The sequence below is a fragment of the Dyella sp. 05T440 genome (assembly GCF_056395965.1).
This window is the reverse complement of record NZ_JBFTKN010000014.1, coordinates 1-23,098: the sequence shown is the minus strand read 5'-3', so window position 1 is coordinate 23,098 and position 23,098 is coordinate 1. Positions and strand designations below refer to the sequence as shown.

Sequence of the window (23,098 nt, the reverse complement as noted above, 5' to 3'; positions counted from 1 at the left end):
CATGTTACGCAGGACGCGCGCTTACTTCACGTGATCCCACAGGTAGGTATAGCCCAGGGCGTTCATGAAGGCCGACTGCTTGTTGTCCGCCGCCGCGCCGTGGCCACCCTCGATGTTCTCGTAGAAGCTGGTGTTGTAGCCGAGCGACTCGAGTTTGGCGGCCATCTTGCGTGCATGCACCGGACCCACGCGGTCGTCGCGGGTGGAGGTGGTGAACAGCACGGGCGGATATTTCTGGCCGGCCTTCGCGTTGAAGTACGGCGAGAACGTCTTGATCCACTCCCATTCCTGCGGCTTGTCCGGATCGCCGTATTCGGCAATCCATGAGGCGCCGGCGGAGAGGTGCGTATAGCGCTGCATGTCGAGCAAGGCCACCTGGCTCACGATCGCGCCATAGAACTGCGGATACAGCGTGAGCATATTGCCCATCAGCAGGCCGCCATTACTGCCACCCATGGCGCCCAGGTGCGCGGGCGAGGTCACCTTGCGCTGGATAAGGTCTTCCGAGACCGCCGCGAAGTCCTCGTAGGCACGCAGGCGATTCGCCTTGAGTGCGGCCTTGTGCCAGCGCGGGCCGTATTCGCCGCCGCCACGGATGTTGGCAATCACGTAGACGCCGCCCCTCTCAAGCCACGCGCGTCCCACACTGCCGCTATAGGCCGGCTGCAGCGAAACTTCGAAGCCGCCGTAGCCGTACTGGAGGGTGGGGTTGGTCCCGTCGGCCTTGAGGTTCTTCGGCGCAATCTCGAAGTAGGGCACGCGGGTGCCGTCCTTCGATACGGCGAAGTGCTGGCTCACGTCGTACTTCGAGGCATCGAAGAAACGCGGGCTGTGTTTGATCGCCTGCGCCTCGCCCTGGCCCAGGCTGCCGTAGTAGAGCGTGGTGGGCTGCAGGAAGCCGGTGACAGTCAGGAAGTAGTCGTCACTGGTGTCGTCATCGACGCCGCCGGCGGCGATGGTGGACAAGGCCGGCGCGCCACCCAGCGCTTCACGCTTCCAGTCACCGTCGCCCGGCGTGAGCACCTCAAGCCTGTTCACCACGTTGTCCATCACGTTGAGGATCAAGCGATGACGCGTCCACGAATAGGCGTCCAGCGCCGTGCTGTCGGTGGGTTCGAAAAGCACGGTGAGCTCGCGCTTGCCGGCCATGTAGTCATCGAATTTCGCCGCGATCAGCGAGCCGGACTTGTAGGTCTTGCCGGCCACGGTCCAGTCGTTGCGCGGCTCGATCAACAGCCATTCGCGGTGCACGTCGGTATTGGCATCGTTGGGCACGTCGATCTTGGTGAGCTTGCCGTCCTTGCCGCGCAGATAGGTCTCGCTCTCGTAGAAGGCGATCTGGCGAACCACGAAATCACGTACGAAGCCCGGCGTATTGTCGCGTCCGGCGGACACCGACATATCGTCGTCCCTGGCTTCGTATACCGTGGTCGCGCTCGACAGCGGCGTGCCTCGCTTCCACGCCTTCACGATGCGCGGATAACTCGACTTGGTCATCGAGCCCGGGCCGAAATCGGTGGCGACGTAGAGGTGATCGTTGTCCATCCAGGACACGCGGCTTTTCGCTTCGGGCAGCTCGAAGCCACCCTTCACGAATTGCTTGTCGGTGAGGTCGAACTCGCGCACGACATCCGCGTCGGCACCGCCACGCGATAGCGAGACCAGGCAGCGCTTGTAGTCGGGCTTGAAGCATTCGGCCCCGTGCCAGACCCAGTTTTCCTTTTCGCTGGCGGCGAGCGCATCGAGATCGATCACCGTCTCCCACGCAGGCTTGTCCTTGCGGTATTCATCCAGCGTCGTGCGGCGCCACACGCCCTTGGGGTGATCTTTGTCGCGCCAGAGGTTGTAGTAGCGGTCGCCGATCTTGCTGACCATCGGGATGCGCTCGTTGGAATCGAGCACTTCCAGCAGGCGCGCATCGAGTTGCTTGAACTCGGCGCTGTCGGCGTAGCTCTTCACCGTCTGGGAGTTCTGCTGGCGAACCCAGTCGAGCTGCTTGCTGCCGTCGATGGTTTCGAGCCAGAGGTTGGGGTCTTGGGCGGTGGGGGTGATGTGGTCGGCTGCGTGGGTCATGGTGCTTAGTGTGAGGCCCAGCGCTAGTGCCAGCCAGAGTGTGCTCTTGGAGGTCATGGGGGTCCTTGGGTGGGTGCAGCTGAAGGCTTGAGTTTGGTCGGGCGGTGGGCGTTGGGGCGCGTGACTAAAGTCAGGGGGCGAGGTGTCTTAGCGGTCCATTGGGGCCGTCATCCTTGGGCAGGCCGAGATCCAGAGCCTCGGTTTCTGGTTGTCGCGTTACGGCCAGCGTGCCGCTTACGCGGCGGGCGTTTCGATCGGCTGCCGCCGACCGAGTCACTTTTCTTTTGCTGGCCCAAAAGATCCCACGGGACTAGCTTCGCGTCGAAAGTAACCCAAAGAAAATGGCCTAAAAGCGCCCGCAGCATCGTGCTGGGATAAGCCCGAACGCTCGCGGCGCGCCGTCGTGGGACAACCTCCGAGGGTACACAGCGGGTAGTTCAAAGCGCTGCGCAACGCGCCCGAATCGCTGAGGACTTAAAGCCGCGGCTTGCTTCGCTCGCCTCGAGCTTCGCGGTGCACGCCACTTCTCCCTCTCCCCTCCGAGGAGAGGGCCGGGGTGAGGGGCGGGTGCTCGCGAAAAGCTCTCCAATCCGCTCTTTCTTCGCTTCGAAACTAAGCCCACCCCTCTTCCGAGGAGTGGGCCAGCAACACCATCGAGAGCTACAGCAGCGGAATCAACAACAGCGCCACGATGTTGATGATCTTGATCAGCGGATTCACCGCGGGGCCAGCCGTATCTTTGTACGGGTCGCCCACCGTGTCGCCAGTAACGGCGGCCTTGTGCGCTTCGGAACCCTTGCCGCCGTGGTGATTGTCTTCGATGTACTTCTTCGCGTTGTCCCATGCACCACCACCGGTGGTCATCGAGATGGCCACGAACAGGCCGGTGACGATGGTGCCGATCAGCACGCCGCCCAGTGCCTGCGCACCAGCCTCAGCTCCGCCCAGCCACTTGAAGCCGAACACCACCACCACGGGCACCAGCACGGGCAGCAGTGAGGGCACCAGCATTTCCTTGATCGCCGAGCGGGTGAGCAGGTCCACGGCGCGCGAATAATCCGGGCGGGTGGTGCCTTCCATGATGCCCTTGATCTCGCGGAACTGGCGGCGCACTTCCTCCACCACTGCACCAGCCGAGCGACCGACCGCTTCCATCGCCATCGCGGCGAACAGATACGGAATCAGGCCGCCGATCAGCAGGCCGATGATCACGTACGGATTGGACAGATCGAAGCGGAAGTCAGTGAGGTTGAGGTGTTGGTTGAGGTTGTGCGTGTAGTCGGCAAACAGCACCAGCGCTGCCAGGCCTGCCGAACCGATCGCATAGCCCTTGGTCACCGCCTTGGTGGTGTTGCCCACGGCATCGAGCGGATCGGTGACGCCGCGAACCTCGGGCGGCAGCTCGGCCATTTCGGCGATGCCGCCGGCGTTGTCGGTGATCGGACCGTAGGCATCCAGCGCCACGATCATGCCCGTCATGCTCAGCATGGCTGTCGCTGCGATGGCGATGCCATACAGCCCGGCCAGCTGATACGCGCCCCAGATCGCCGCACACACGGCCAGCACCGGCAATGCAGTGGATTTCATCGACACGCCGATGCCGGCGATGATGTTGGTCGCGTGGCCCGTGGTGGATGCCTGCGCAATGTGTTGCACGGGTTTGTATTCGGTGGCCGTGTAGTACTCGGTGATCACCACCATCGCGCCGGTCAGCACCAGGCCGATCAGGGCGCAGCCGTAGAGGCGACCCACGCCGTAGGCCGAGTCGGCCATCAGCTGGCTGGTGATGGGCCAGAACGCAATCGCGGCCAATACCGCTGACACCGCCACGCCTGCATAGAGTGCGCTCATGATCTTGGTGCTGCGTGCCTTCACGAAAAAGGTGCCGATCACCGAAGCCACGATGGATGCGCCACCCAGCACCAGCGGAAACAGCACGCCGTTGCTGCCGGTTTGTTCAGCCATCACGCCGCCGAGCAGCATGGTGGCGATCAAGGTCACCGCGTAGGTTTCGAACAAGTCGGCGGCCATGCCGGCACAATCACCCACATTGTCGCCCACGTTGTCGGCGATCACGGCCGGATTGCGCGGATCGTCCTCGGGAATGCCCGCTTCCACCTTGCCCACCAGGTCGGCACCCACATCCGCACCTTTGGTGAAGATGCCGCCACCCAGGCGCGCGAAGATGGAAATCAGCGACGAGCCGAATGCCAGGCCGATCAGTGCATGCAGCGCGTGCATGGTCTCGTAGCCCATGCGGCTCAACACCACGTAGTAGCCGGTGACGCCCAGCAGGGCCAGCCCGACCACCAGCATGCCGGTGATGGCGCCGCCGCGAAACGCGACATTCAACGCGGCGGCCAGGCCATGGCGCGCGGCTTCTGCGGTGCGCACGTTGGCGCGCACCGATACGTTCATGCCGATGTAACCGGTGGCGCCGGACAACAATGCGCCGATGGCAAAGCCAATCGCCGTGCCCCAATCCAAGGCCAATCCAATGATGATGAACAACACGATGCCAACGGCGCCGATGGTGGCGTACTGGCGATTGAGATATGCCTTCGCGCCTTCCTGGATCGCGGCGGCGATCTCTTGCATGCGTGCGTTGCCCGGCGACTGCGCCAAGATCCAGCGCACCGACAGTGCGCCATAAAGAATCGCCAGAACCGCACATGCCAGCACGATCCACAAGCCATACTGCTGCAGCATCGGAGCCTCCCCATGAGTGGTAAACCCAACGTCGGGGACGCCACCGGCTCCCCGACACGGCGGCCGCCCTTGCGGGCGGTCCAGGGGAGTATAGGCAATTGGGATGACGTTCCGTGTTGTGCGGCGCAGCGCTAGGAACGTTCTGATGTGAGTGTGCGCAACATGAATTTCCGACGTGGATGACGGATTGGGCCCACAGATCGACCTGTCTCAGGCCTTCATGTCCCATCAGTACCTGTCGGTAAGGTGCGTGAATGTGATGGGCGCACGCCGTGGAGCACTTGTCGGGACGCATCCGCAGGTTCCGGGCGTTGCGCATCGCCGAAAGATCCAGGGGGAGTCGGCATCCGCCAAGCCCGCTCCTGGTTGCTGTACGACCGATGCAAGCTGGCCCGGACGCTATGTTCCGGCGCCACGCCATCTTTCAGGTCCATCTCGTATTCACCTCCTGAGAGATCCACATGAACCAAGAACAGACCGCCACCGACAGCACCGAAACGACGGCCACCGAAGCCGCACAGACTCACGCCGTCTCCCCTGAGAGCAAGCGCAACGGCAAGCCGTCGTTCTGGCAGACCCGTTATGGGCTGCTACTGGCGCAAGAGTCCAAGGCCACCATGGCTCGTTCGCTGGCCGAATACGGCGAGTGGATCGAACAGGAGCTGGACACGCTCGGTGCCTTGCTCGACGAGGGGCACGTGGCGCTCGAGTACGGCGCTGAATACGGCGCGCAGACGTTGTGGTTGTCGCAACTGGTGGGCGCGAACGGTCAGGTGCATGTGGTTGAACCCCGCCGCTTCGAGCACATTGCGCTGTGCTCGACGCTGGCGCTCAACCAGGTTCGCAACGTTTATCCCTTGCATGCCGCCCTCGGCGACAGCCGCCATGCCACCGTGTTCTTTGCCGCCGCCGATGACCAGCCGGAGGAGACCTCCCGCCAGATCGCGCTGGACGCCCTGCGCATGAGCCAGCTCAATCTGATCAAGGTCAATCGCCCGGGCGGCCTGCTGCCGATGCTTGCCGGCGCCGAGGCCACGTTGCGCAGTCATCGACCAAGCATCTATTTCCGCTTGTCCAATACCGACTTGGCCACGGAAGAGATCAACACGCTGAAGTCCATGGGCTACCGCTGCTGGTCGCACCTGCCTTACCTCTACAGCGCGCGCAATTTCGCGGGCAGTACCGCCAACATCTTCCCGGGCTGGGTCAGTCAGAACGTGATTGCGACCCACAAGGAGGTCGCCGCCGAGTTCGTCCACCTCAACGAGCTCTGAGCCAGGTGAGCGCCGCGCGGCCAGCGAAGGGACGATCGCGGGGACGCTCAAGCTGGCGCGTGGTGGAGGCATGCAGCGCGGCTTTGCTGGGGTGCACCGCCCTGGTGGCCTGTTCGCTGGTCAGCCATGTGAACGTGAAGACGCCCCAGCCTGTGCATGAGCTGCCGGAGCCTGCGCCACTGCCCGTCCTGCTGCCGTCCCTGGCCGACGGCGACGGAGTGGCGCAGGTGCCCCCATCAGCGCGTGCGACGGCCTCGGCGGGCGTGCCTGGCGCGCGTGCAGCCGCGGCGCGTCGCACAACGCGGTTTCATTTGTCGCCGCGGGAATCTGCGCCAGAAGGCGCCTCCGTGGATGGGGGCGAGAAGTCGTCATCAGTGGAGCCCGTCGCAAGCATCGCCAGGGCGACACTCGTGCAGCCATCCATATCGGCGGGAAATCAGACGGCCGGCACGCCGCTGGCGTCGTGTTGTGGCGAGGCACATAACCGAACAGGGAAAGTTTCGACGATGTGGCTGCTGGAATGGCGTTATGGGTGGGTTGTGGCGCTGGCCCTGGCCCTGGTGTTGCTGGGTTGCTGGCTGCTTGTGCTGGCGCGTCGCCGCGCGAGGCAGCGGGCCAACAGGCGGGCCTTGCCGCGGCTGACCGATGAGGACATCGCCTTCCTCGCACTCAGCTGGGAAGGCGCACCCGCGCCCGATATGGAAGTGGCTCCAGCGCCCGAGCACGCTGAAGTGCTCGAGGCAGCGGCGGCGAGCGCAAGCGATGACGCCGTGCCCGCAGCTGTGGCCGAGATATCCTCGCCGCTGGACGCGGTCTTCAACCAGCTCTCCACGCCCGGGGGCGTCTGCGCCACGCGTTCGATCGGCCAGGCATTGCGCGAGCAAGAGCCGATCATTCGCGCCGCCGTCGATATGGGCGAAGGGCCGGGCGTCTCCTTCAAGATCGCAGGCGCCGTGGAATGGCCGCTTTGGGCTCGTCTGTATCACACCGCCCCCGAGGTGATGCCGACCCACACCACGTCGCCCTTGCAGCCGCTGGCTGTCGGCAACGGCGAGACGACCTCGCCCATCGTCGAAACCCCCGTGCTGCCCACGCTGGAAACCGTCGCTCCCGCTGAACTGCTGGACGCGCTCGAAGCGTTCCTGCGCCAACGTCCCGACGATCTGGAAACCAGGCGGGCCGTGGGACTCAGCTTGTTGGCCGATGCGCAGGATCAGCTCGATGAGCCGACGCGCGCGGGCATGCTCGACGCCAGCATCCGCATCCTGCGTGACGTGGCGCATGCCGATCACGATAGCCTGCCCGCCGTGAAGCTTGGCGAGGCTTGTTATCTGCGCGCGCTGATCGGGCCTGACATCGACGAGGAACTGTTGAACGAGGCCGAGCAAGTCCTTCGCACGGTCATGCAGCAGGATGTTCGACCGCATTCGGAGGCTGCGTGGCAACTGCAGCGCGTATTGCACGCGGCGCCGCGCGGACTGCCTCGCGAGCGGGTGGCCGAGCGCCTCGAGGAGGCGTGCAGACTGCTGGCCAGAGGCGCGCAAACACCCTGCGGAAACGCGGCCTGGAAGGCAGCGCTGCTGACCACTGAATGGCATTGGCTGATGACCTGTTGCCAGAACGCGACCGAGCGCCGCCTGCGCCTGCGAGAACTGTATGCGCGATGGTTGCCCGCGATGGAGGCTGAAACGACGGCCGAGGTGCTGGCTGCGTGGGTCGGGCTGCTCTGCGCGATGGCCGAATCGCTTAGTGCGCCACTGGCCCTGGAGCGATACACCGAGGCGCGGGACGTGCTGCGCCGACTGCTGGCTGACGACGGCGAGAGTGCGCGTTACGCACGAGCCGTGGCGCAGGTGGCGCTGGGCCGGGCGCGTCTGGAGCGTGGTCCGGCGAGGGCTGCGCTGCTGGATCAGGCCGATACGGTCCTGCATCCGTTCATCGATCGCGACGACAGTCTGCGCCTGGAAGCGTGCCGGGTCGCGTTGACTCATGCCCAGGACAAGGACATGGTCGGCGCGCGCAGCTTCTACTTGCGTGCCATCGAACTCGCGCGCCCGCTGACGGCGGCGCCTACGCTCACCGTCGATGCCCTGCGCTGCATGCTCACGGCCCTCCTCGCGCTCGGCGAGGAAAAGGATCGTCGGGTGTACGCCAAGTGCCTGGAGATCGTCACCGAAGACGACGATGCCGACTCGCAGCTGCTTCTGGCGGAGTGTCACCTGCGCAGCGCGGACCACCGCGCGGGTTGCCTGTGCGCCGAAAGGGCATGGCGTGCAGGCGCCGCTTTGCCGTCGACGGTGCTGGCCTTATGGCAGGCCGCTTATCCGGCCTGGGCGGCGCGGGCCGGGCCGTCGGCCGAGCTCGCCAGCAATCGGCAATCGCTGCGCATGGCATCCAGCGCCGCCGGCATCAGTAACCGCGCGGCGCCATGACCACCGATTTCGTGCTGGCGGTTGAACCGATGCGCGTCAGCGAATGACCAGGTCCAGGATCATGCTGTCGCCGATGGAGACCAGCAGGAAGTTGCCATCGTTGCGCACCCAGCGATAGCCGTAGGGCGGCGGGGCGAGCTGGTAGCCGCGATAGTCGTTGACGATGTACATCGGACCGTCGTAGCGGTAGCCGCGTTCCCAGCGATGCGGGCGGCCGTAATAGCCGCGGTCGCTGTAGTAGCGACGATTCCAGCCGTCGTGACGGTCGCGATCGTGCCAGCCGTCGCGATCATGGCGGCCGCCGTGGTTGTCGTAGCGATCGCCGCGATCATGTCGATCATCATGGCCATGTCCCCGATCGTGGTCGTGCCAGGGGTCGGCCAGCACCGCGCCGCTGCCGGCAAGCAGGGCCAGGGCCACTAGTGCACGGGAAAGGGTCTTCATCGCATCCTCCTGGGATGCCCGCCAACGCCACGGGCGCTGGATCGATCGGGCAGAATCATCGTAAAAATCTGCGTCTGAACGCCGAGCGTGCTTTTTTGAAAGCGTCGTGCAAGCTTTCAGCCTGCGCTTATCGATCTGAATCGCCGTACAGAATCCGCCCGGAGACACCGTGATGTTCCTGCGAGTAATGCTGGTGTTCGTGGCGCTGGCCGTCGTGTTGTACGGCGGCATCTGTCTGGCCATGTTCCTGGGGCAGCGGCAGCAGATCTATCACCCGGAGGCGAGCTGGCGCGTGCAGCAGCCACCGGATTTCGAATTGGTCAACGAGGGTGTCAGGCTGCGCGGATGGGTTATGAACCCAGGGCGTGCAAAGGCCTTGATCTATTTCGGCGGCAACGGCGAGCGCATCGAGGATGCCCGCAATGAACTGGCTCTATGGTTTCCGGATCGCACGATCTATCTGCTGCCCTATCGCAGTTATGCGGCGAGCGCGGGAAAGCCCACCGAGCAGGCCCTGGTCAGCGATGCGCTGGCCTTGTTCGACCATGTGGCGCGCGAGCACGCGAGCCTTGCCGTGATCGGACGCAGTCTGGGCAGCGGCGTGGCCGTGCAACTTGCAGCGCGTCGGCCGGTGGAGCGCTTGGTGCTGGTCACGCCATTCGACAGTCTGGTGCGCGTGGCAGCGGGTTACTTCAGCTGGCTGCCGGTGAACGCGCTGATGCGTGATCGCTACGAATCCTGGCAGTACGTCAACGACATCCACTGTCCGGTACTGGTGATACGTGCCGAAGATGATGAAATCATTCCCGCCGAACGCACCCTGGCCTTGCTGAAGGCATTCAAGCAGGCGCCCATGGTGCAGGTGATCGCCGATGCCGGCCACAACACGGTCCAGGATCACGCGGACTATCGCGTGAGCCTGGAGCGCTTCCTGAAATAAGGCTCAGCGCCCGAACGGTTCGAGCTTGCGCGCCACCATGGTGTTCTTGAGCGTCGCGTACTGCGGTAATCCGTTCTTGCCATACGGGGGAGGCGCTTCGCCCTGGATCAGCGGGCCAAGGTAACGACGTGCGGCGGCCGTGATGCCAAAGCCGTCGCGCGTGATGAAGCTCGCCGGCATTTTCTTCTCGCGATTGGCGATCTTGGTCAGCGGCGCCGGTTCGATCTTCCAGCGATAAGGCGCATCGCTGCTGCGCACGATTACCGGCATCACGGCATTCATGCCGGCCAGGGCGTATTCGACGGCGGCCTTGCCCACGGCGTAGGCCTGATCGGCATCGGTCTTGGAGGCTAGATGACGCGCCGAACGCTGCAGGTAATCAGGCAGTGCCCAGTGGTATTTGTAGCCGAGTTTTTCCTTCACCAGCGCGGCAAGCACCGGTGCCACGCCGCCGAGCTGGCTGTGGCCAAACGCATCGCGTGTGCCTGCCTCGGCGAGAAACTGGCCCTCGGCGTTGAGCAAGCCTTCCGACGCGACGACCGTGCACCAGCCCACGCGTTCCACCGTGGCCTTTACCTTGGCGAGGAACGCGGCTTCGTCGAACGCGCGTTCCGGAAACAGGATGATGTGCGGCGGCGCATCCGCGCCTTCGCCTGCCAGGCCTGCGGCAGCGGCAATCCAGCCGGCGTGGCGGCCCATCACTTCGAGGATAAATACTTTGGTCGAGGTGTCCGCCATCGAGGCCACGTCAAGGCTCGCCTCCAGCGTGGACACGGCGATGTATTTCGCCACCGAGCCAAAGCCGGGACAGCAGTCGGTGACGGCCAGGTCGTTGTCCACCGTCTTGGGCACGCCGATGCAGCGGATGTCGTAATTCATCGCCTTGCCGAGTTGCGAGATCTTCAGCGCGGTATCGGCCGAGTCGTTGCCGCCGTTGTAAAGGAACCAGCGGATGTCGTGCGCGCGGAATACGTCGATGAGCCGCTCGTATTCGGCGCGATTCGTCTCCAGCGATTTGAGCTTGTAGCGGCAGGAGCCGAAGGCGCCACCGGGCGTATGGCGCAGTGCTGCGATGGCGGCCTTGGTTTCCTTGGAGGTGTCGATCAACTCCTCGCGCAAGGCGCCGAGAATGCCGTTATGCCCCGCGTACACGGGCACGCCTTTGGCACGCGCCGCCTCGATCACGCCCGCGGCGGTGGCGTTGATGACGGCAGTGACGCCGCCGGACTGGGCGTAGAGCAGGCGACCGCTGGGCTTGGCTTTTGTCGTCATGAGATCTCAATCCGGTAAGGCGAGGTTGCCCTGGCCATCAAACACGAAGTACGGGTTGAACGCGAATTCCCATAAATGGCCATCGGGATCGGCGAGGTAGCCCGAGTAGCCGCCCCAGAATGCCTCCTGCGGTGTCTTCAATTCGCGTGCGCCGGCGGCCAGCGCCGTGGCGAACCAGGCGTCCACTTCGTCCTTGGAGCTCGCGTTGCGCGCCAGCGTGACGGCGGCAAAGCCCGTGGGCAGGTCTTCGGTGAGCGCGTCTTCGGCCAGCGCATCGCGCCCGTAAAGCGCCAGCACACCGGCGCCGCCCTTGAGGAAGACGATGTTGTCATTGCTGGCCGAGGAGGCCTTCCAGCCCCAGGCCTCGTAGAAACGGCGCGAGCGCGCCAGGTCGCTGACGCCCAGCGTGACGATGTGGATACGGGGTGCAGACACGGCGTTTTCCTCCCAGTGGTCCCGGCGAGCTTAATCCGGCCCGCCCGCGGCGTCCCTGTGACAACAACGTGTCAGGGTTAACTCTTTTGGCAACAACTACTTGCCGTTTCCGAGCCGCTTTCTCGGTTTGACGTTGACGCTGCCAGAAGTTAAGTTGAACGCCATTTTCTTGCATCCCCGGGTCCCGCAGCGTGCGCGGCCTGCGGATACCTTGGAGCACTATGCGACTCGTCCTACTCGGTCCGCCCGGTTCGGGCAAAGGCACCCAGGCTGCGCGTCTGAAGGTGGAACTCGGCGTCCCGCACATCTCGACCGGCGACATGTTGCGCGCGGCGGTGGCCGCGGGTACGCCGACGGGCCTGAAGGCGAAGGCGGTGATGGACGCAGGCAAGCTCGTCTCTGACGACATCCTGCTGGCCATGCTCGAAGAACGCCTCTCGCAGGACGACGTCCGCGGTGGCTTCATCCTCGACGGCTACCCGCGCAACCTGGCCCAGGCCGACGCGCTCGATCATCTGCTGGCCAAGATCGGCCAGCCGCTGGACGCTGTGGTGAAGCTGGACGTGCCCAACGAAGTGATCATCGGCCGCTGCGAAATCCGTTTCGCCGCCGAGCACCGCAAGGACGACGATCCGGTGGTGGTGCGCGATCGCCTGAAGGTCTATGCCGAGCAGACCGCGCCCGTGGCCGATTTCTTCTCCCGCCGCGGCAAGCTGCAGGTGGTCGACGGCGTGGGCGAGCTCAACGAAGTCACCGCGCGCGTCAAGCGTGCGCTGGCTGACGAATCGGCCGCCGCCAACGGCTGACGCTCCGGGCCGCCGCAAGGCGGCCCGATGTTTTTGGGCTGGCGCATCGGCTGGCCGGGTTCTATCGAGCAGGTAACACATGCGTCTGCACATCCTGGGCATCTGCGGCACCTTCATGGGCGGCGTCGCCGCACTGGCGCGCGAGCTTGGACTCACCGTCGAAGGTTCCGACGCGAACGTCTATCCGCCCATGAGCACCCAGCTCGAAGCCTTGGGCATTGGCCTGATGAACGGCTACCGCGCCGACTACCTCAAGCCGGCGCCCGACCTGGTGGTGGTAGGCAACGCCATGACGCGCGGCAACCCGGCCGTGGAATACATGCTCGACGAGCAGCTGCGCTACATCTCCGGGCCGCAGTGGCTGGGCGAGACCCTGCTGCCAGGCCGTGAAGTGCTGGCCGTGGCCGGCACGCACGGCAAGACCACCACGACCAGCCTGCTGGCGCACCTGCTGGAAAGCGCGGGCCTCTCGCCCGGCTTCCTTATCGGCGGCGTGCCCGGCAACTTCGACGTGTCGGCGCGCGTGGGCGGCGGCAAGCCCTTCGTGATCGAAGCGGACGAATACGACAGCGCCTTCTTCGACAAGCGCTCCAAGTTCGTGCACTACCGCCCGCGCATCGCCATCCTCAACAACCTCGAATACGACCACGCGGACATCTTCCCCGACGTCGCCGCGATCCAGCGCCAGTTTCATCATCTGGTGCGCACCGTGCCCGGCAATGGACGTCTGATCGTCAACGCGCACGATCAGCATCTCGACGAAGTGCTGGCAATGGGCTGCTGGACCCCGGTGGAAACCTTTGGCATCGGGCAGGGCGACTGGCAGGCCGAGCTGATCGAGGCCGACGGCTCAGCCTTTCGCGTGCGCCACGGCGCCGATTTGATCGGCGAAATCCATTGGCCGCTGCTCGGCAACCACAGCGTGATGAATGCGCTGGCTGCCTTGGCGGCTGCCGCGGCCGCGGGTGCTGATCCGCGGGCCTTGTTGCCGGCCTTCGCGAGTTTCCAGAGCGTGAAGCGCCGCATGGAAGTCGTGGGCGAGGCGCATGGCGTGCGCGTCTACGACGATTTCGCGCATCACCCTACGGCCATCGCGACCACGCTTGCCGGCTTGCGCGCCAAAGTGGGCAAGGCGCGCATCGTCGTGGCGCTGGAGCCGCGTTCCAATTCCATGCGCCTGGGTGCGCATGCCGAAGCACTGGCGCCATCGCTGGCCGATGCCGATGCGGTGGTCTTCCTGCATCGCCCGGAACTGGCCTGGGATGCCGGCCGCGTGACCGCCGCCTTGAACGGCCGCGGCAGCGCCGTGCCGACCGTGGATGCGTTGATCGACACCTTGCGCAACCAAGTGCGCGCAGGCGATCACGTGGTCTTCATGTCCAACGGCGGCTTCGAAGGCGCACCGCGCCGTTTCGCCGAATCGCTCACCTCGTAACGCGCCCCGGGCTGCCGCTCCCCTCCCTGGTGGGAGCGCACCCTGTGCGCGACTGGCCTCGCGATAGCAAACCGATTTTTCGGTCGCGCACAAGGTGCGCTCCTACAACGCAAGCCCGCGGTTAAACTCATCGCATGGCTGCCAAGACTCCATCGATCGATCTCCCGCTATTCCCGCTGAGCACCGTGCTGTATCCCGGTGGACAGCTGTCACTGCGCATTTTCGAGCCCCGCTATCTGGACATGATTCGCGAGTGCGCACGCACCGGCAGCTCGTTCGGCGTGTGTCTGATTCTTGATGGACGGGAGGCCGGCGCCCCCGCCTTGCCCGCCGCCGTCGGCACACTTGCTCGCATTGTTGATTTCCATAATCGCGAAGATGGCCTGCTGGGCATCCTGGCCGAAGGCGGCGAGCGATTCCGCGTGCTGCGTACGCGGGTGCGTTCGGATGGACTGGTTCGCGGCGACGTCGAACCATGGGCCGCGGAGCCTGCACAAGAAGTACCGGTGGAATTGACGTTGCTGCAATCGATCCTCGAGCGCTTGATCGAGAACCTGGCGCCGCAATGGCGCCACGCCCCCAAGCATCTCTACGAGGACGCCAGCTGGCTTGGCTTTCGCCTGGCGGAACTGCTGCCGTTGCAGACCGACGAACAGCAGCGCCTGCTTGAACTGACTGATCCCGTACGACGACTGGGCGAATTGCGCGACATCCTCCCGCGTTTCCAGCGAGCGTGAACGCGTTGCACTTTGCGCCTGCATGAGGCGCTTCTACACTCGTCCATTCACAAATGAGGTGACCCTCCATGAGCAGTCTGGCCGGCAAGACCCTCTTCATCACTGGCGCCTCGCGCGGCATCGGACTGGCCATTGCGCTGCGCGCCGCGCGCGACGGCGCCCACATCGCCATTGCCGCCAAGAGCAACGTGCCCAATCCGCGACTGCCCGGCACGATCTTCAGCGCCGCGGAAGAGATTGAAGCGGCCGGCGGCAAAGCCTTGCCGATCAAGTGCGATATCCGCGAAGAAGACGAAGTGAAGGCCGCCGTGGCCGCCACCGTCGAGCGCTTCGGCGGCATCGATATCCTGGTCAACAACGCCAGCGCGATCTGGCTGGCCGGCGTGGCAGATACGCCGATGAAACGCTTCGACCTGATGCAGCAGGTGAATGCGCGCGGCAGTTTCCTTTGCGCGCAGGTGTGCCTCCCGCATCTGCTCAAGTCCGACAATCCACACATCCTCACGCTGGCGCCGCCGCCGTCGCTCGATCCGAAGTGGTGGGCACCGCACACCGGTTACACGCTCGCCAAGATGGGCATGAGCTTCGTGACGCTGGGGCTGGCCGGCGAGCTTGGCAGCAAGGGCGTGGCAGTGAATGCACTGTGGCCGCGCACCATCATTGCCACCGATGCGCTCAACATGATTCCGGGTGTGCCGCTGGAGCGCTGCCGCAAGCCGAGCATCGTGGCCGATGCCGCGCATGCCGTGCTCACGCGACCGGCCAAGGGATTCGCAGGCAAATTTCTTATCGATGAAGAGGTGCTGCGCGAGGCGGGTGTCACCGACTTCGCGCAGTACGCGGTCGATCCCTCGCAGTCGCTGCTGCCCGATCTGTTTCTGGATTGAGCGTCGTGTCCTGCCCGTTCTGCGAGATCGTCGCTGGTCGAGGCGCCGCCAGCGTAGTGGCGCAGACGGACAACGCGCTGGCCTTTCTCGATCTTCGGCAAGCGATGCCCGGTCATGTGTTGGTGGTGCCCAAGGCGCATGTGCAGGACATCTACGCCATCGATGCCGCGCTCGCCGGCGAAGTGATGCAACTGGGTGTGCGCGTGGCGCATGCCTTGCGCGAAGTGTTTCATTCGCCCGGGCTCAATCTGTGGCAATCCAATGGCGCGGCCGGCGGGCAGGAAGTGCCGCACTTCCATCTGCACGTGCATCCGCGTCGCGTGGCCGATGGCTTGTTTCGCGTCTATCCGCACGGCGTGCCGACACCGTCGACACGCGACGTGCTGGATGATCTGGCGCAGCGGATTCGACTAGTGCTTCCCCACGATGGCGGCGTCCCCACGCCACGGAGTTCTGCATGAAATACCTGCACACCATGATCCGCGTGCGCGACATCGACGCAAGCCTGCGTTTCTTCTGCGATGGACTCGGGCTGAAGGAAACACGTCGCAGCGAAAACATCGCGGGCAAGTTCACCCTGGTCTTTCTGGCCGCAGCCGATTCGCCGGAGGCGGAAATCGAGCTGACCTACAACTGGGGCTCGAGCGAGGACTATGGCAGCGCACGCAATTTCGGCCATCTGGCGTTCCGCGTGGACGATATCTACCAGACCTGCGCGCACCTGCAATCGATGGGCTACACCATTCATCGGCCGCCACGCGATGGACACATGGCTTTCGTACGCTCGCCGGACCTGATTTCGGTGGAACTGCTGCAGGACGGGCATCTGCCGCCGCAGGAGCCGTGGGCATCGATGCCCAATACGGGCGTCTGGTAGGGCGCTGGCTGTCGCGTGGCTTGCTGGAGGCCCTGGCGGGCCTTCGGCGTGGGTCCAAGGACTCTAGGCCATAGGTGCTAGCCCAACTGCCTGCCTCCGGCTTACGTCCGACGGTTTTGCGCCATTGGTAGGGTGACTGTGAGGCGTAGAGTTGTATATTGTGTGACCCATATCACATTTTTGTAGCGGTCGCGGGTTAGCTTGGCGCGACGGGCGTGGTAACCGGGGGGTAGCCATAGGACATGGCAACGACCGGCCGAAACCTGTGACCCCTAGAGGGGTTGGGGGAGGGAACCATGGCTGTAATGAGGGAGGAGGCCAGGCGATGCGTCGTCTGGTTTGGTCAACCGGCCGGCGAAGAGCGGGCAGGGTTGGCCAATGCGGGATGGATCATCCGCGTCGCCGATGCCGGTACTCAGGGCGGCGTCGGCATGCGAAACAACGATACGGTGGTGGCGCTGGCCGACCTTAGGCACGGCGATCCTGCTTCCGCCCAGGCCATGGCTCAGCTCATGGCTGATCACCCCTGGCTGCCGTGGGTGGCGCTCATACCACCGGCCATGTCGGTGCACGAGCCGCTGATCGATCGCGTGCTCGAAGCGAGCATCGAATACTTCGCCACACCGGTGGATGTCGACCGCCTGGTCGAGGCGCTTGCCCGCGTGGGCGGCGACCAGCCGCGCGCGGCTGAGCCGGGCGACGTCGGCGTGACTGGCCGCAGTGCCGCCATCGGCGCCGTGGTGGCCAGCGTGCGCAAGTACGCACCGGTTGAACTGCCGGTATTGATCACCGGCGAAACGGGCACGGGCAAGGAGGTTGCGGCGCGGGCCCTGCATAGTCTTTCGGCGCGTGCCGATCGGCCGTTCGCCGCGATCAATTGCGGCGCGCTGCCGCCCAACCTGGTGCAGTCCGAACTGTTTGGTCATGAGCGTGGGGCATTCACCGGCGCCAACGCCCGCCGCATCGGCCATTTCGAAACGGCCGCGGGCGGCACCGTGTTTCTCGACGAAGTGGGCGATCTACCGCTCGACGCACAAACCAGCCTGTTGCGCTTCCTGCAGGAAGGCACGCTGGAGCGCGTGGGCAGCAGCCAGTTGATCAAACTGGACGTGCGCGTGCTCGCCGCCACCCACGTGGATCTGGAAAAAGCAGTCGAGCAAGGCCGCTTCCGCGAAGATCTCTATTACCGCCTCAACGTGCTGCGCCTGCGCATGCCGCCGCTGCGTGAGCGCGAGGACGACGTGGTGCTGTTGGCGCAGAAATTCCTCGACGCCTTCCGCGAACAGCATGCCAGCCGCGGGCGCGCCTTCAGTGCCAGCGCGCGGCGAGCCATGCTCGACTTCAGCTGGCCGGGCAACGTGCGAGAGTTGCTCAATCGCGTGCAGCGTGCAGCGGTGGTGGCGGAAGACGCCCTCATCAGCGTCAACGACCTGGATCTGGCCGACGTGCTCACCAAGCAGGCGGCGCGCTCCAGCCTGGGCAGCACGCGCGTGGCGGCCGAGCGCGATGCCGTGATCGCGTGCCTGCGCGAGAGTCGATTCAATGTGAGCGAATGTGCGCGTCGGCTGAAGGTGTCGCGCGTGACCATCTACCGCCTGTGCAAGAAGCATCAGCTCGCGCTCGACGAGCTGCGCTAAGCGTACGTCCGAGCCTCGCAAGGGCGCCCCACGGAAAGAATCATGCTGGCCACCCCTTGGGGTGGGCGGCGCGTGCGCATTCCTTCTAGCCAATGCGGCGATGTGCCGCCCGATGGGCGAGTCCGCCCACGACAAAAAGGAAGGCCCCCGACCCGCAGGGGTCGGGTCGGGGGCTTCCATTGGTGCCCCGGCCACAGGGGTTGCCGGGTTACCGCCCTCATCACCGCCATGCGGCGGAATGCTTTGACGACCTCTCAGCAAGCTGAGAGGCGCGGAAAGGGTGCTTCCAATGCCAGCTGCGAAGTCCGTGCCGACTTGCCCCGGGCCACCCAGAAGCGTCGCCATCCTGTCGTCGCGAGATCCTTATCGCGGCGTCCGGCGCGTTTATCGCAGCTGGCCCTTCCCCCTTCCCGCCTGTACGGGGTTAAGAGAGCAATCGCCGTGCCAACGATCGCCAATGGCTGAAAAACGGGGGTTTTAGCACCTTTGCAGCACAGTGGACGATTTTGAACCGTGCTAAAGGCGTTACAGCCCCAGCCTGAAATGTGGCCTTCGGAAGGCGCTTAACGCGTGCAGTTAAGCGGTTTCGCGCAGGTGTAACAGGTGCTTTACGGCGGACAGGCGAAATGTCACACCTTTTGCCGGCGCAGCCGTGGTCTGGGCAAGTTGGCGGCGTCTCAGTTGCCGCGTCCTCGTTTCTTCCCGTTCAATGCGCACCCACCGGGTCCGGAGCCGTGCAAAGGCGCTACTCAGGGCTTAGGATGCAGGCGCGCCGCTGCTTGCGACGCATCCCCATCCCCGATCCCTCTTTGAGCATGGTGTCGTCGCCTTGGACGATGCCCGGAGTACGACATGCACGCGCAAGACCCGTCCGCCCAGTCCCTGATCGACCTCGGCAAGCGCTACTGGTTGCCGGTGTATCGACCGCGCGATGTGGTGCTGGACCACGGCAAGGGCGCGCGGGTGTGGGATACGCAGGGCCGCGACTACCTCGACTTCGGCGCCGGCATCGCTGTAAACGCGCTCGGCCATCAGGATCCCGATCTGCTCGAGGCCTTGACCACCCAGGCCCACAAGCTCTGGCACACCAGCAACGTCTTCTACACTGAGCCGCCGCTGCGCCTGGCCGAGGAACTGGTGTCGGCGTCAGGCTTTGCCGAGCGCGTGTTCCTGTGCAATTCCGGTACCGAAGCCAATGAAGCGGCCATCAAGCTGGTGCGCAAATGGGCTGCCGCGCAGGGCCGTGCGGCCGATAAGCGGGTGATCATCACCTTCCGCGGCTCCTTCCATGGACGCACCCTGGCGGCCGTCACGGCCACCGCCCAGCCGAAGTACCAGGAAGGCTACGAACCGCTGCCCGGCGGCTTCCGCTATCTCGATTTCAACGATGTGCCGGCCCTGGAAGCGGCATTTGCCCACGGCGACGTAGCCGCCGTGATGCTCGAGCCGGTGCAGGGCGAGGGCGGCGTGCTGCCGGCCGCGCCCGGCTTCGTCCAGCGCGTGCGTGAGTTGTGCGATCAGCACCAGGCGCTGCTGGTGCTGGACGAGATCCAGAGCGGCATGGGCCGCACCGGCACCTTGTTCGCCTACGTGCAGGACGGTGCCAAGCCCGACATCGTCACCATGGCCAAGGCCCTGGGTTGCGGCTTCCCCATCGGCGCCATGCTGGCCGGCCCCAAGGTGGCCGAGGTGATGCAGTTCGGCGCCCACGGCACCACCTTCGGCGGCAATCCGCTGGCGGCCGCCGTGGCGCGCGTAGCGCTGCGCAAGCTGTCGTCGCCTGCGTTGCTGGCCAACGTGGCGCGCCAGTCGCAGGCCTTGCGTGATGGCCTGACGCGCATCAATGCGTCGTTGCAGCTGTTTGATGAGGTTCGCGGCCGCGGCCTGATGCTTGGCGCCGTGCTCAACGAGGCGAACAAGGGCAAGGCTGGCGCCATCCTCGATCACGCTGCAGCCCACGGCTTGCTCGTGTTGCAGGCGGGTCCGGATGTGCTGCGTTTCGTGCCCGCCCTCAATATCAGCGATGAGGATCTGGCAGAAGGCCTTGCGCGCCTCGAAGCGGCGCTACGCAGTTTCGTGGCGGGCTAAGCGACGTCACCCAACAAGCGCTCCTGGCTTCAGGAGCGCTTGCCGAGGGCCTCAGCCTGCTCGCGCCGCGCGCAGCGCACCACGTGCCGCTTCCAGCGTATCGGCAATGTCCTGCTCGCTGTGGGCACTGGAAACAAAGCCCGCTTCGAACGCCGAGGGCGCGAGATAGACGCCACGCTCCAGCATGCCGTGGAAGAAGCGGTTGAACATCGCCGTGTCTGCCGCCGTCGCCTGCGCGTAGCTATCCACCTTCTGCCGGGTGAAGAACAGGCCGAACATGCCGCCCACGCGATTCGTGCTGAAGGCCACCCCTTCGCCATCGGCCACGGCCTGCAGGCCATCCGTGAGCAGGCGCGTGCGCGCGGCGAGCTGATCGTAAAAGCCCGGCGCCTGGATCAATTCCAGCATGGCCAGACCCGCTGCCATCGCCACCGGATTACCCGATAGCGTGCCCGCCTGGTAGATCGGTCCAGAGGGCGCGATCTGCTGCATCAGGTCACGACGACCGCCATAGGCTCCCACCGGCATGCCGCCGCCGATGATCTTGCCGAAGGTGGTGAGATCCGGCGTCACGCCGTAAAAGGCCTGCGCGCCTCCCAGGGCCACGCGGAAACCCGTCATCACCTCGTCGAAGATCAGCAGCGCGCCGTGCTTCGTGCACAGCTCGCGCAGGCCCTGCAGATAGCCGTCCCTGGGCGGAATGCAGTTCATGTTGCCGGCGACCGGCTCGACGATCAGGCCGGCGATATCGTGGCCGTGCTCGTCGAACAGGCGCACGGCAGCATCGAGGTCGTTATAGGCCAGGGTGAGCGTGAGGTCCGCATTGGCCTTGGGCACGCCGGGCGAGGTCGGCACCCCAAAGGTGAGTGCGCCCGAACCTGCCTTCACCAGGAAGCTGTCGCCATGGCCGTGGTAGCAGCCTTCGAACTTCACGATCAGGTTGCGACCGGTGGCGCCGCGCGCCAGGCGGATCGCCGACATGGTCGCTTCCGTGCCGGAATTGACCATGCGCACCATGTCGATCGACGGAATCAGGCGCGTGATGGTCTCCGCCATGGTGACTTCGGCGGGGCAGGGCGTGCCGTACGACAGGCCGTTCTTCACCGCGCGTTCCACCGCCTCACGCACATGCGGGTGGTTATGGCCCACGATCATCGGGCCCCACGAGCCCACGTAGTCGATATAGCGCTTACCTTCGACGTCCCACAGATACGGGCCATCCGCACGCGCCGTGAAGAACGGCTCGCCGCCCACCGACTTGAAAGCGCGCACCGGCGAGTTCACGCCGCCAGGCATCAGCTGCTGCGCGCGTTGGAAGAGTTCGTGGTTGGTGGTCATCGTGGGTGTCTCAAGGCGTAGTGAAGAGTTGGGCGAATCGCGCAGCGGCGCCGCGCACGTCGGGATCGCCGAAAACCGCTGAAATCACGGCGAGATAGTCGGCGCCGGCGTCAATCAGCGACTGCGCATTGTCTGGCGTGATGCCGCCGATCGCCACTCGCGGCACGCCGAGCGCGGCGCTCTGTCGCAGCAGGTCGAAGGAAGCCCTGCGTGCATGCGGCTTTGTGGGCGACGGAAAAAAGGCGCCAAAGGCGATGTAGTCGGCGCCCGCGGCGGCGAGCTCGCGCGCTCGTGCCAGCGAGTCGTAGCAGGACACGCCGATGATGGCGTCTTCACCCAGCACGGCGCGAGCCGCGGCCACATCGCCGTCCTCCTCACCCAGGTGCACCCCCGCGGCGCCTGCTGCGTGGGCTAAGGCCACGTCATCGTTGATGATCAGGGGTACCTGACGGGCGGCGCACAGGGCGCGGATGGCGCGGGCTTCGGTGAGCCGGCGCGCGTCATCGCGCGTCTTGTCGCGGTATTGCAGCAGCCGGGCGCCGCCGGCCAGGGCCTGCGCCACCGCCTGGAACAAGTCGGGGCGCGGGCCATCGGTAATCACATAAAGGCCACGGCCCTGGAGTTTTTCACGCATGCCAATCGATCCTGGAGAGCTGCGCCATACGCTTTCGCATCGGCGGGGGAGTTGCGAGAATGACCTACTTATTCTCCATAGCAAGCCATTGACGATGAATCAGAGCACCAACGAAACCGGCACCCTGCGCAAATGGATGTGTGTCGTTTGCGGCTTCATCTATGACGAGGCGCTGGGCGTGCCCGACGAGGGCATCGAGCCCGGTACGCGTTGGGCCGACGTTCCCGATACCTGGACCTGCCCGGACTGCGGCGCGACCAAGGAAGACTTCGAGATGATCGAAATCGACTGAATCGCTCCACGCATTGCCCTCAAACGGCCCGAATCCGTCATCGTACGGACCGGGCCGTTTGCTTTAATGCTCCTGCGCGCCGGCAAAACCGCGCAACCCCGGCAGGAGCAGCACCATGCAGCAATTCATTCCGTTCGAAGACGAGTGGGACATCCTGGAAAGGCTGAGTCTGGAGTCCCTCATCCCCTATCACGTCGGCGTGCCCTGCCGGCATGACCTGGCGGCCAACGGAGACGGCGCCACGCCCGTGGCGGCCAATGCACCCGTGGCACTTACGCCGATCTCATCCGCAGCCAAGGGCAGCGAGGCGTAAATAGCCCTTCCAGTTCTCCGCGGGCACGGAATCACTGCCAGAGCGCCATGAAATAGCGCCGGTCTTGCCACTGCAAGGCCGGCGTATCCGCGCGTCGTGCGTCGCGTCCTGTCACGAACATGAAAAAAATTCGTATAGACCCCTTCCCAACCCTGTGGAGGGACGCTATAGTTTCGCTCCTCCCCGGACGACTCGCTCTTCAACGGGGTTCCACTGAAAACCCACAGCAAAAAAGATTCACGCTGAGGTGTTGACGGACCGGAAAGATGATGTAAGATGAGCGGCTCACTCGGAACGAAATGTTCCAACGCAGAAACGGCAACGTGCTGCAAGTGATTGAGATCTTTGACAGTGTGCGCAGGTGACTTGTGTGGGCGTCTTGCGACGGACGATTGAATGTCCAATATATGCAAGCGTCTAACCTAAGAGTCAATTCAAAAGCTTGACGTTTATGGTTAGGAACAACGCTTCAGAA

Annotated in this window: 20 protein-coding genes; 13 read left to right on the top strand and 7 right to left on the bottom strand. The window is 64.7% G+C overall.

Annotated features, from left to right (window positions below):
* Positions 1–21 precede the first annotated feature (21 nt).
* Positions 22–2,130: a prolyl oligopeptidase family serine peptidase gene (locus AC1DE1_RS16945; RefSeq protein ID WP_477176619.1), complete on the bottom strand. Its 2,109-nt coding sequence runs from the start codon at positions 2,128–2,130 to the stop codon at positions 22–24.
* Positions 2,131–2,733: 603 nt separating this feature from the next.
* Positions 2,734–4,782 (bottom strand): sodium-translocating pyrophosphatase, encoded by a 2,049-nt coding sequence (locus tag AC1DE1_RS16940; protein WP_477178516.1) that lies wholly within the window; start codon positions 4,780–4,782, stop codon positions 2,734–2,736.
* A gap of 461 nt (positions 4,783–5,243) precedes the next feature.
* Between AC1DE1_RS16940 and AC1DE1_RS16935 the strand changes: the two genes are divergently transcribed.
* Together AC1DE1_RS16935 and AC1DE1_RS16930 are read left to right on the top strand one after the other, a co-directional pair.
* The gene (locus AC1DE1_RS16935) at positions 5,244–6,056 is read left to right on the top strand and encodes a class I SAM-dependent methyltransferase (RefSeq protein ID WP_477176617.1); all 813 of its coding nucleotides are present in this window, start codon (positions 5,244–5,246) and stop codon (positions 6,054–6,056) included.
* 506 nt (positions 6,057–6,562) lie between these two features.
* On the top strand, positions 6,563–8,488 hold the full coding sequence (locus tag AC1DE1_RS16930; RefSeq protein WP_477176616.1) for a hypothetical protein: 1,926 nt from the start codon (positions 6,563–6,565) through the stop codon (positions 8,486–8,488).
* Positions 8,489–8,524: 36 nt separating this feature from the next.
* Here the strand turns inward: AC1DE1_RS16930 and AC1DE1_RS16925 are convergent, their stop codons facing one another.
* Positions 8,525–8,932 carry an RcnB family protein gene (locus tag AC1DE1_RS16925; protein ID WP_441604779.1) on the bottom strand — a complete coding sequence of 136 codons (408 nt, stop codon included), beginning with the start codon at positions 8,930–8,932 and terminating at the stop codon, positions 8,525–8,527.
* A gap of 172 nt (positions 8,933–9,104) precedes the next feature.
* Between AC1DE1_RS16925 and AC1DE1_RS16920 the strand changes: the two genes are divergently transcribed.
* Positions 9,105–9,872, top strand: coding sequence for an alpha/beta hydrolase (locus AC1DE1_RS16920; RefSeq protein WP_477176615.1), 768 nt, complete (start codon positions 9,105–9,107; stop codon positions 9,870–9,872).
* Between the two features lie 3 nt (positions 9,873–9,875).
* On the opposite strand, the gene AC1DE1_RS16915 is transcribed toward AC1DE1_RS16920, so the two are convergent.
* Complete coding sequence (locus AC1DE1_RS16915; protein ID WP_477176614.1) at positions 9,876–11,144, bottom strand: 6-phosphofructokinase; 1,269 nt, start codon at positions 11,142–11,144, stop codon at positions 9,876–9,878.
* A gap of 6 nt (positions 11,145–11,150) precedes the next feature.
* Complete coding sequence (locus AC1DE1_RS16910) at positions 11,151–11,579, bottom strand: VOC family protein (RefSeq protein WP_477176613.1); 429 nt, start codon at positions 11,577–11,579, stop codon at positions 11,151–11,153.
* Positions 11,580–11,800: 221 nt separating this feature from the next.
* On the opposite strand from AC1DE1_RS16910, the gene AC1DE1_RS16905 reads away from it, so the two are divergent.
* The 8 genes from AC1DE1_RS16905 to AC1DE1_RS16870 all read left to right on the top strand — a co-directional run bounded on the left by AC1DE1_RS16905 (position 11,801) and on the right by AC1DE1_RS16870 (position 20,046).
* On the top strand, positions 11,801–12,385 hold the full coding sequence (locus AC1DE1_RS16905) for an adenylate kinase (RefSeq protein WP_046973153.1): 585 nt from the start codon (positions 11,801–11,803) through the stop codon (positions 12,383–12,385).
* Positions 12,386–12,464: 79 nt separating this feature from the next.
* On the top strand, positions 12,465–13,820 hold the full coding sequence (mpl, locus tag AC1DE1_RS16900; RefSeq protein WP_477176612.1) for a UDP-N-acetylmuramate:L-alanyl-gamma-D-glutamyl-meso-diaminopimelate ligase: 1,356 nt from the start codon (positions 12,465–12,467) through the stop codon (positions 13,818–13,820).
* A 134-nt stretch (positions 13,821–13,954) separates the two neighbouring features.
* Positions 13,955–14,557: an LON peptidase substrate-binding domain-containing protein gene (locus AC1DE1_RS16895; protein ID WP_441604774.1), complete on the top strand. Its 603-nt coding sequence runs from the start codon at positions 13,955–13,957 to the stop codon at positions 14,555–14,557.
* 68 nt (positions 14,558–14,625) lie between these two features.
* Entirely contained in the window at positions 14,626–15,444 is an 819-nt protein-coding gene (locus AC1DE1_RS16890; protein WP_477176611.1) for an SDR family oxidoreductase, read from the top strand.
* 5 nt (positions 15,445–15,449) lie between these two features.
* Complete coding sequence (locus AC1DE1_RS16885) at positions 15,450–15,905, top strand: HIT family protein (protein ID WP_441604772.1); 456 nt, start codon at positions 15,450–15,452, stop codon at positions 15,903–15,905.
* A complete protein-coding gene (locus AC1DE1_RS16880) occupies positions 15,902–16,321 on the top strand; it encodes a VOC family protein (RefSeq protein ID WP_441604771.1) in 420 nt (139 codons plus the stop codon). Before AC1DE1_RS16885 ends, AC1DE1_RS16880 begins: the two co-directional genes overlap by 4 nt.
* Before the next feature lie 296 nt (positions 16,322–16,617).
* Positions 16,618–17,958: a sigma-54 dependent transcriptional regulator gene (locus tag AC1DE1_RS16875; protein ID WP_441604770.1), complete on the top strand. Its 1,341-nt coding sequence runs from the start codon at positions 16,618–16,620 to the stop codon at positions 17,956–17,958.
* Between the two features lie 852 nt (positions 17,959–18,810).
* Positions 18,811–20,046: an acetylornithine transaminase gene (locus AC1DE1_RS16870; RefSeq protein ID WP_477176610.1), complete on the top strand. Its 1,236-nt coding sequence runs from the start codon at positions 18,811–18,813 to the stop codon at positions 20,044–20,046.
* A gap of 51 nt (positions 20,047–20,097) precedes the next feature.
* Here the strand turns inward: AC1DE1_RS16870 and hemL are convergent, their stop codons facing one another.
* Together hemL and thiE are read right to left on the bottom strand one after the other, a co-directional pair.
* Positions 20,098–21,384, bottom strand: coding sequence for a glutamate-1-semialdehyde 2,1-aminomutase (hemL, locus tag AC1DE1_RS16865; protein ID WP_477176609.1), 1,287 nt, complete (start codon positions 21,382–21,384; stop codon positions 20,098–20,100).
* Positions 21,385–21,394: 10 nt separating this feature from the next.
* Positions 21,395–22,018, bottom strand: a complete 624-nt coding sequence (gene thiE / locus AC1DE1_RS16860; protein ID WP_441604767.1) for a thiamine phosphate synthase — start codon at positions 22,016–22,018, stop codon at positions 21,395–21,397.
* A 94-nt stretch (positions 22,019–22,112) separates the two neighbouring features.
* Between thiE and AC1DE1_RS16855 the strand changes: the two genes are divergently transcribed.
* Both AC1DE1_RS16855 and AC1DE1_RS16850 read left to right on the top strand, forming a co-directional pair.
* On the top strand, positions 22,113–22,310 hold the full coding sequence (locus tag AC1DE1_RS16855) for a rubredoxin (RefSeq protein ID WP_046973142.1): 198 nt from the start codon (positions 22,113–22,115) through the stop codon (positions 22,308–22,310).
* A gap of 115 nt (positions 22,311–22,425) precedes the next feature.
* Positions 22,426–22,623: a hypothetical protein gene (locus AC1DE1_RS16850; protein WP_477176608.1), complete on the top strand. Its 198-nt coding sequence runs from the start codon at positions 22,426–22,428 to the stop codon at positions 22,621–22,623.
* Positions 22,624–23,098: the final 475 nt, after the last annotated feature.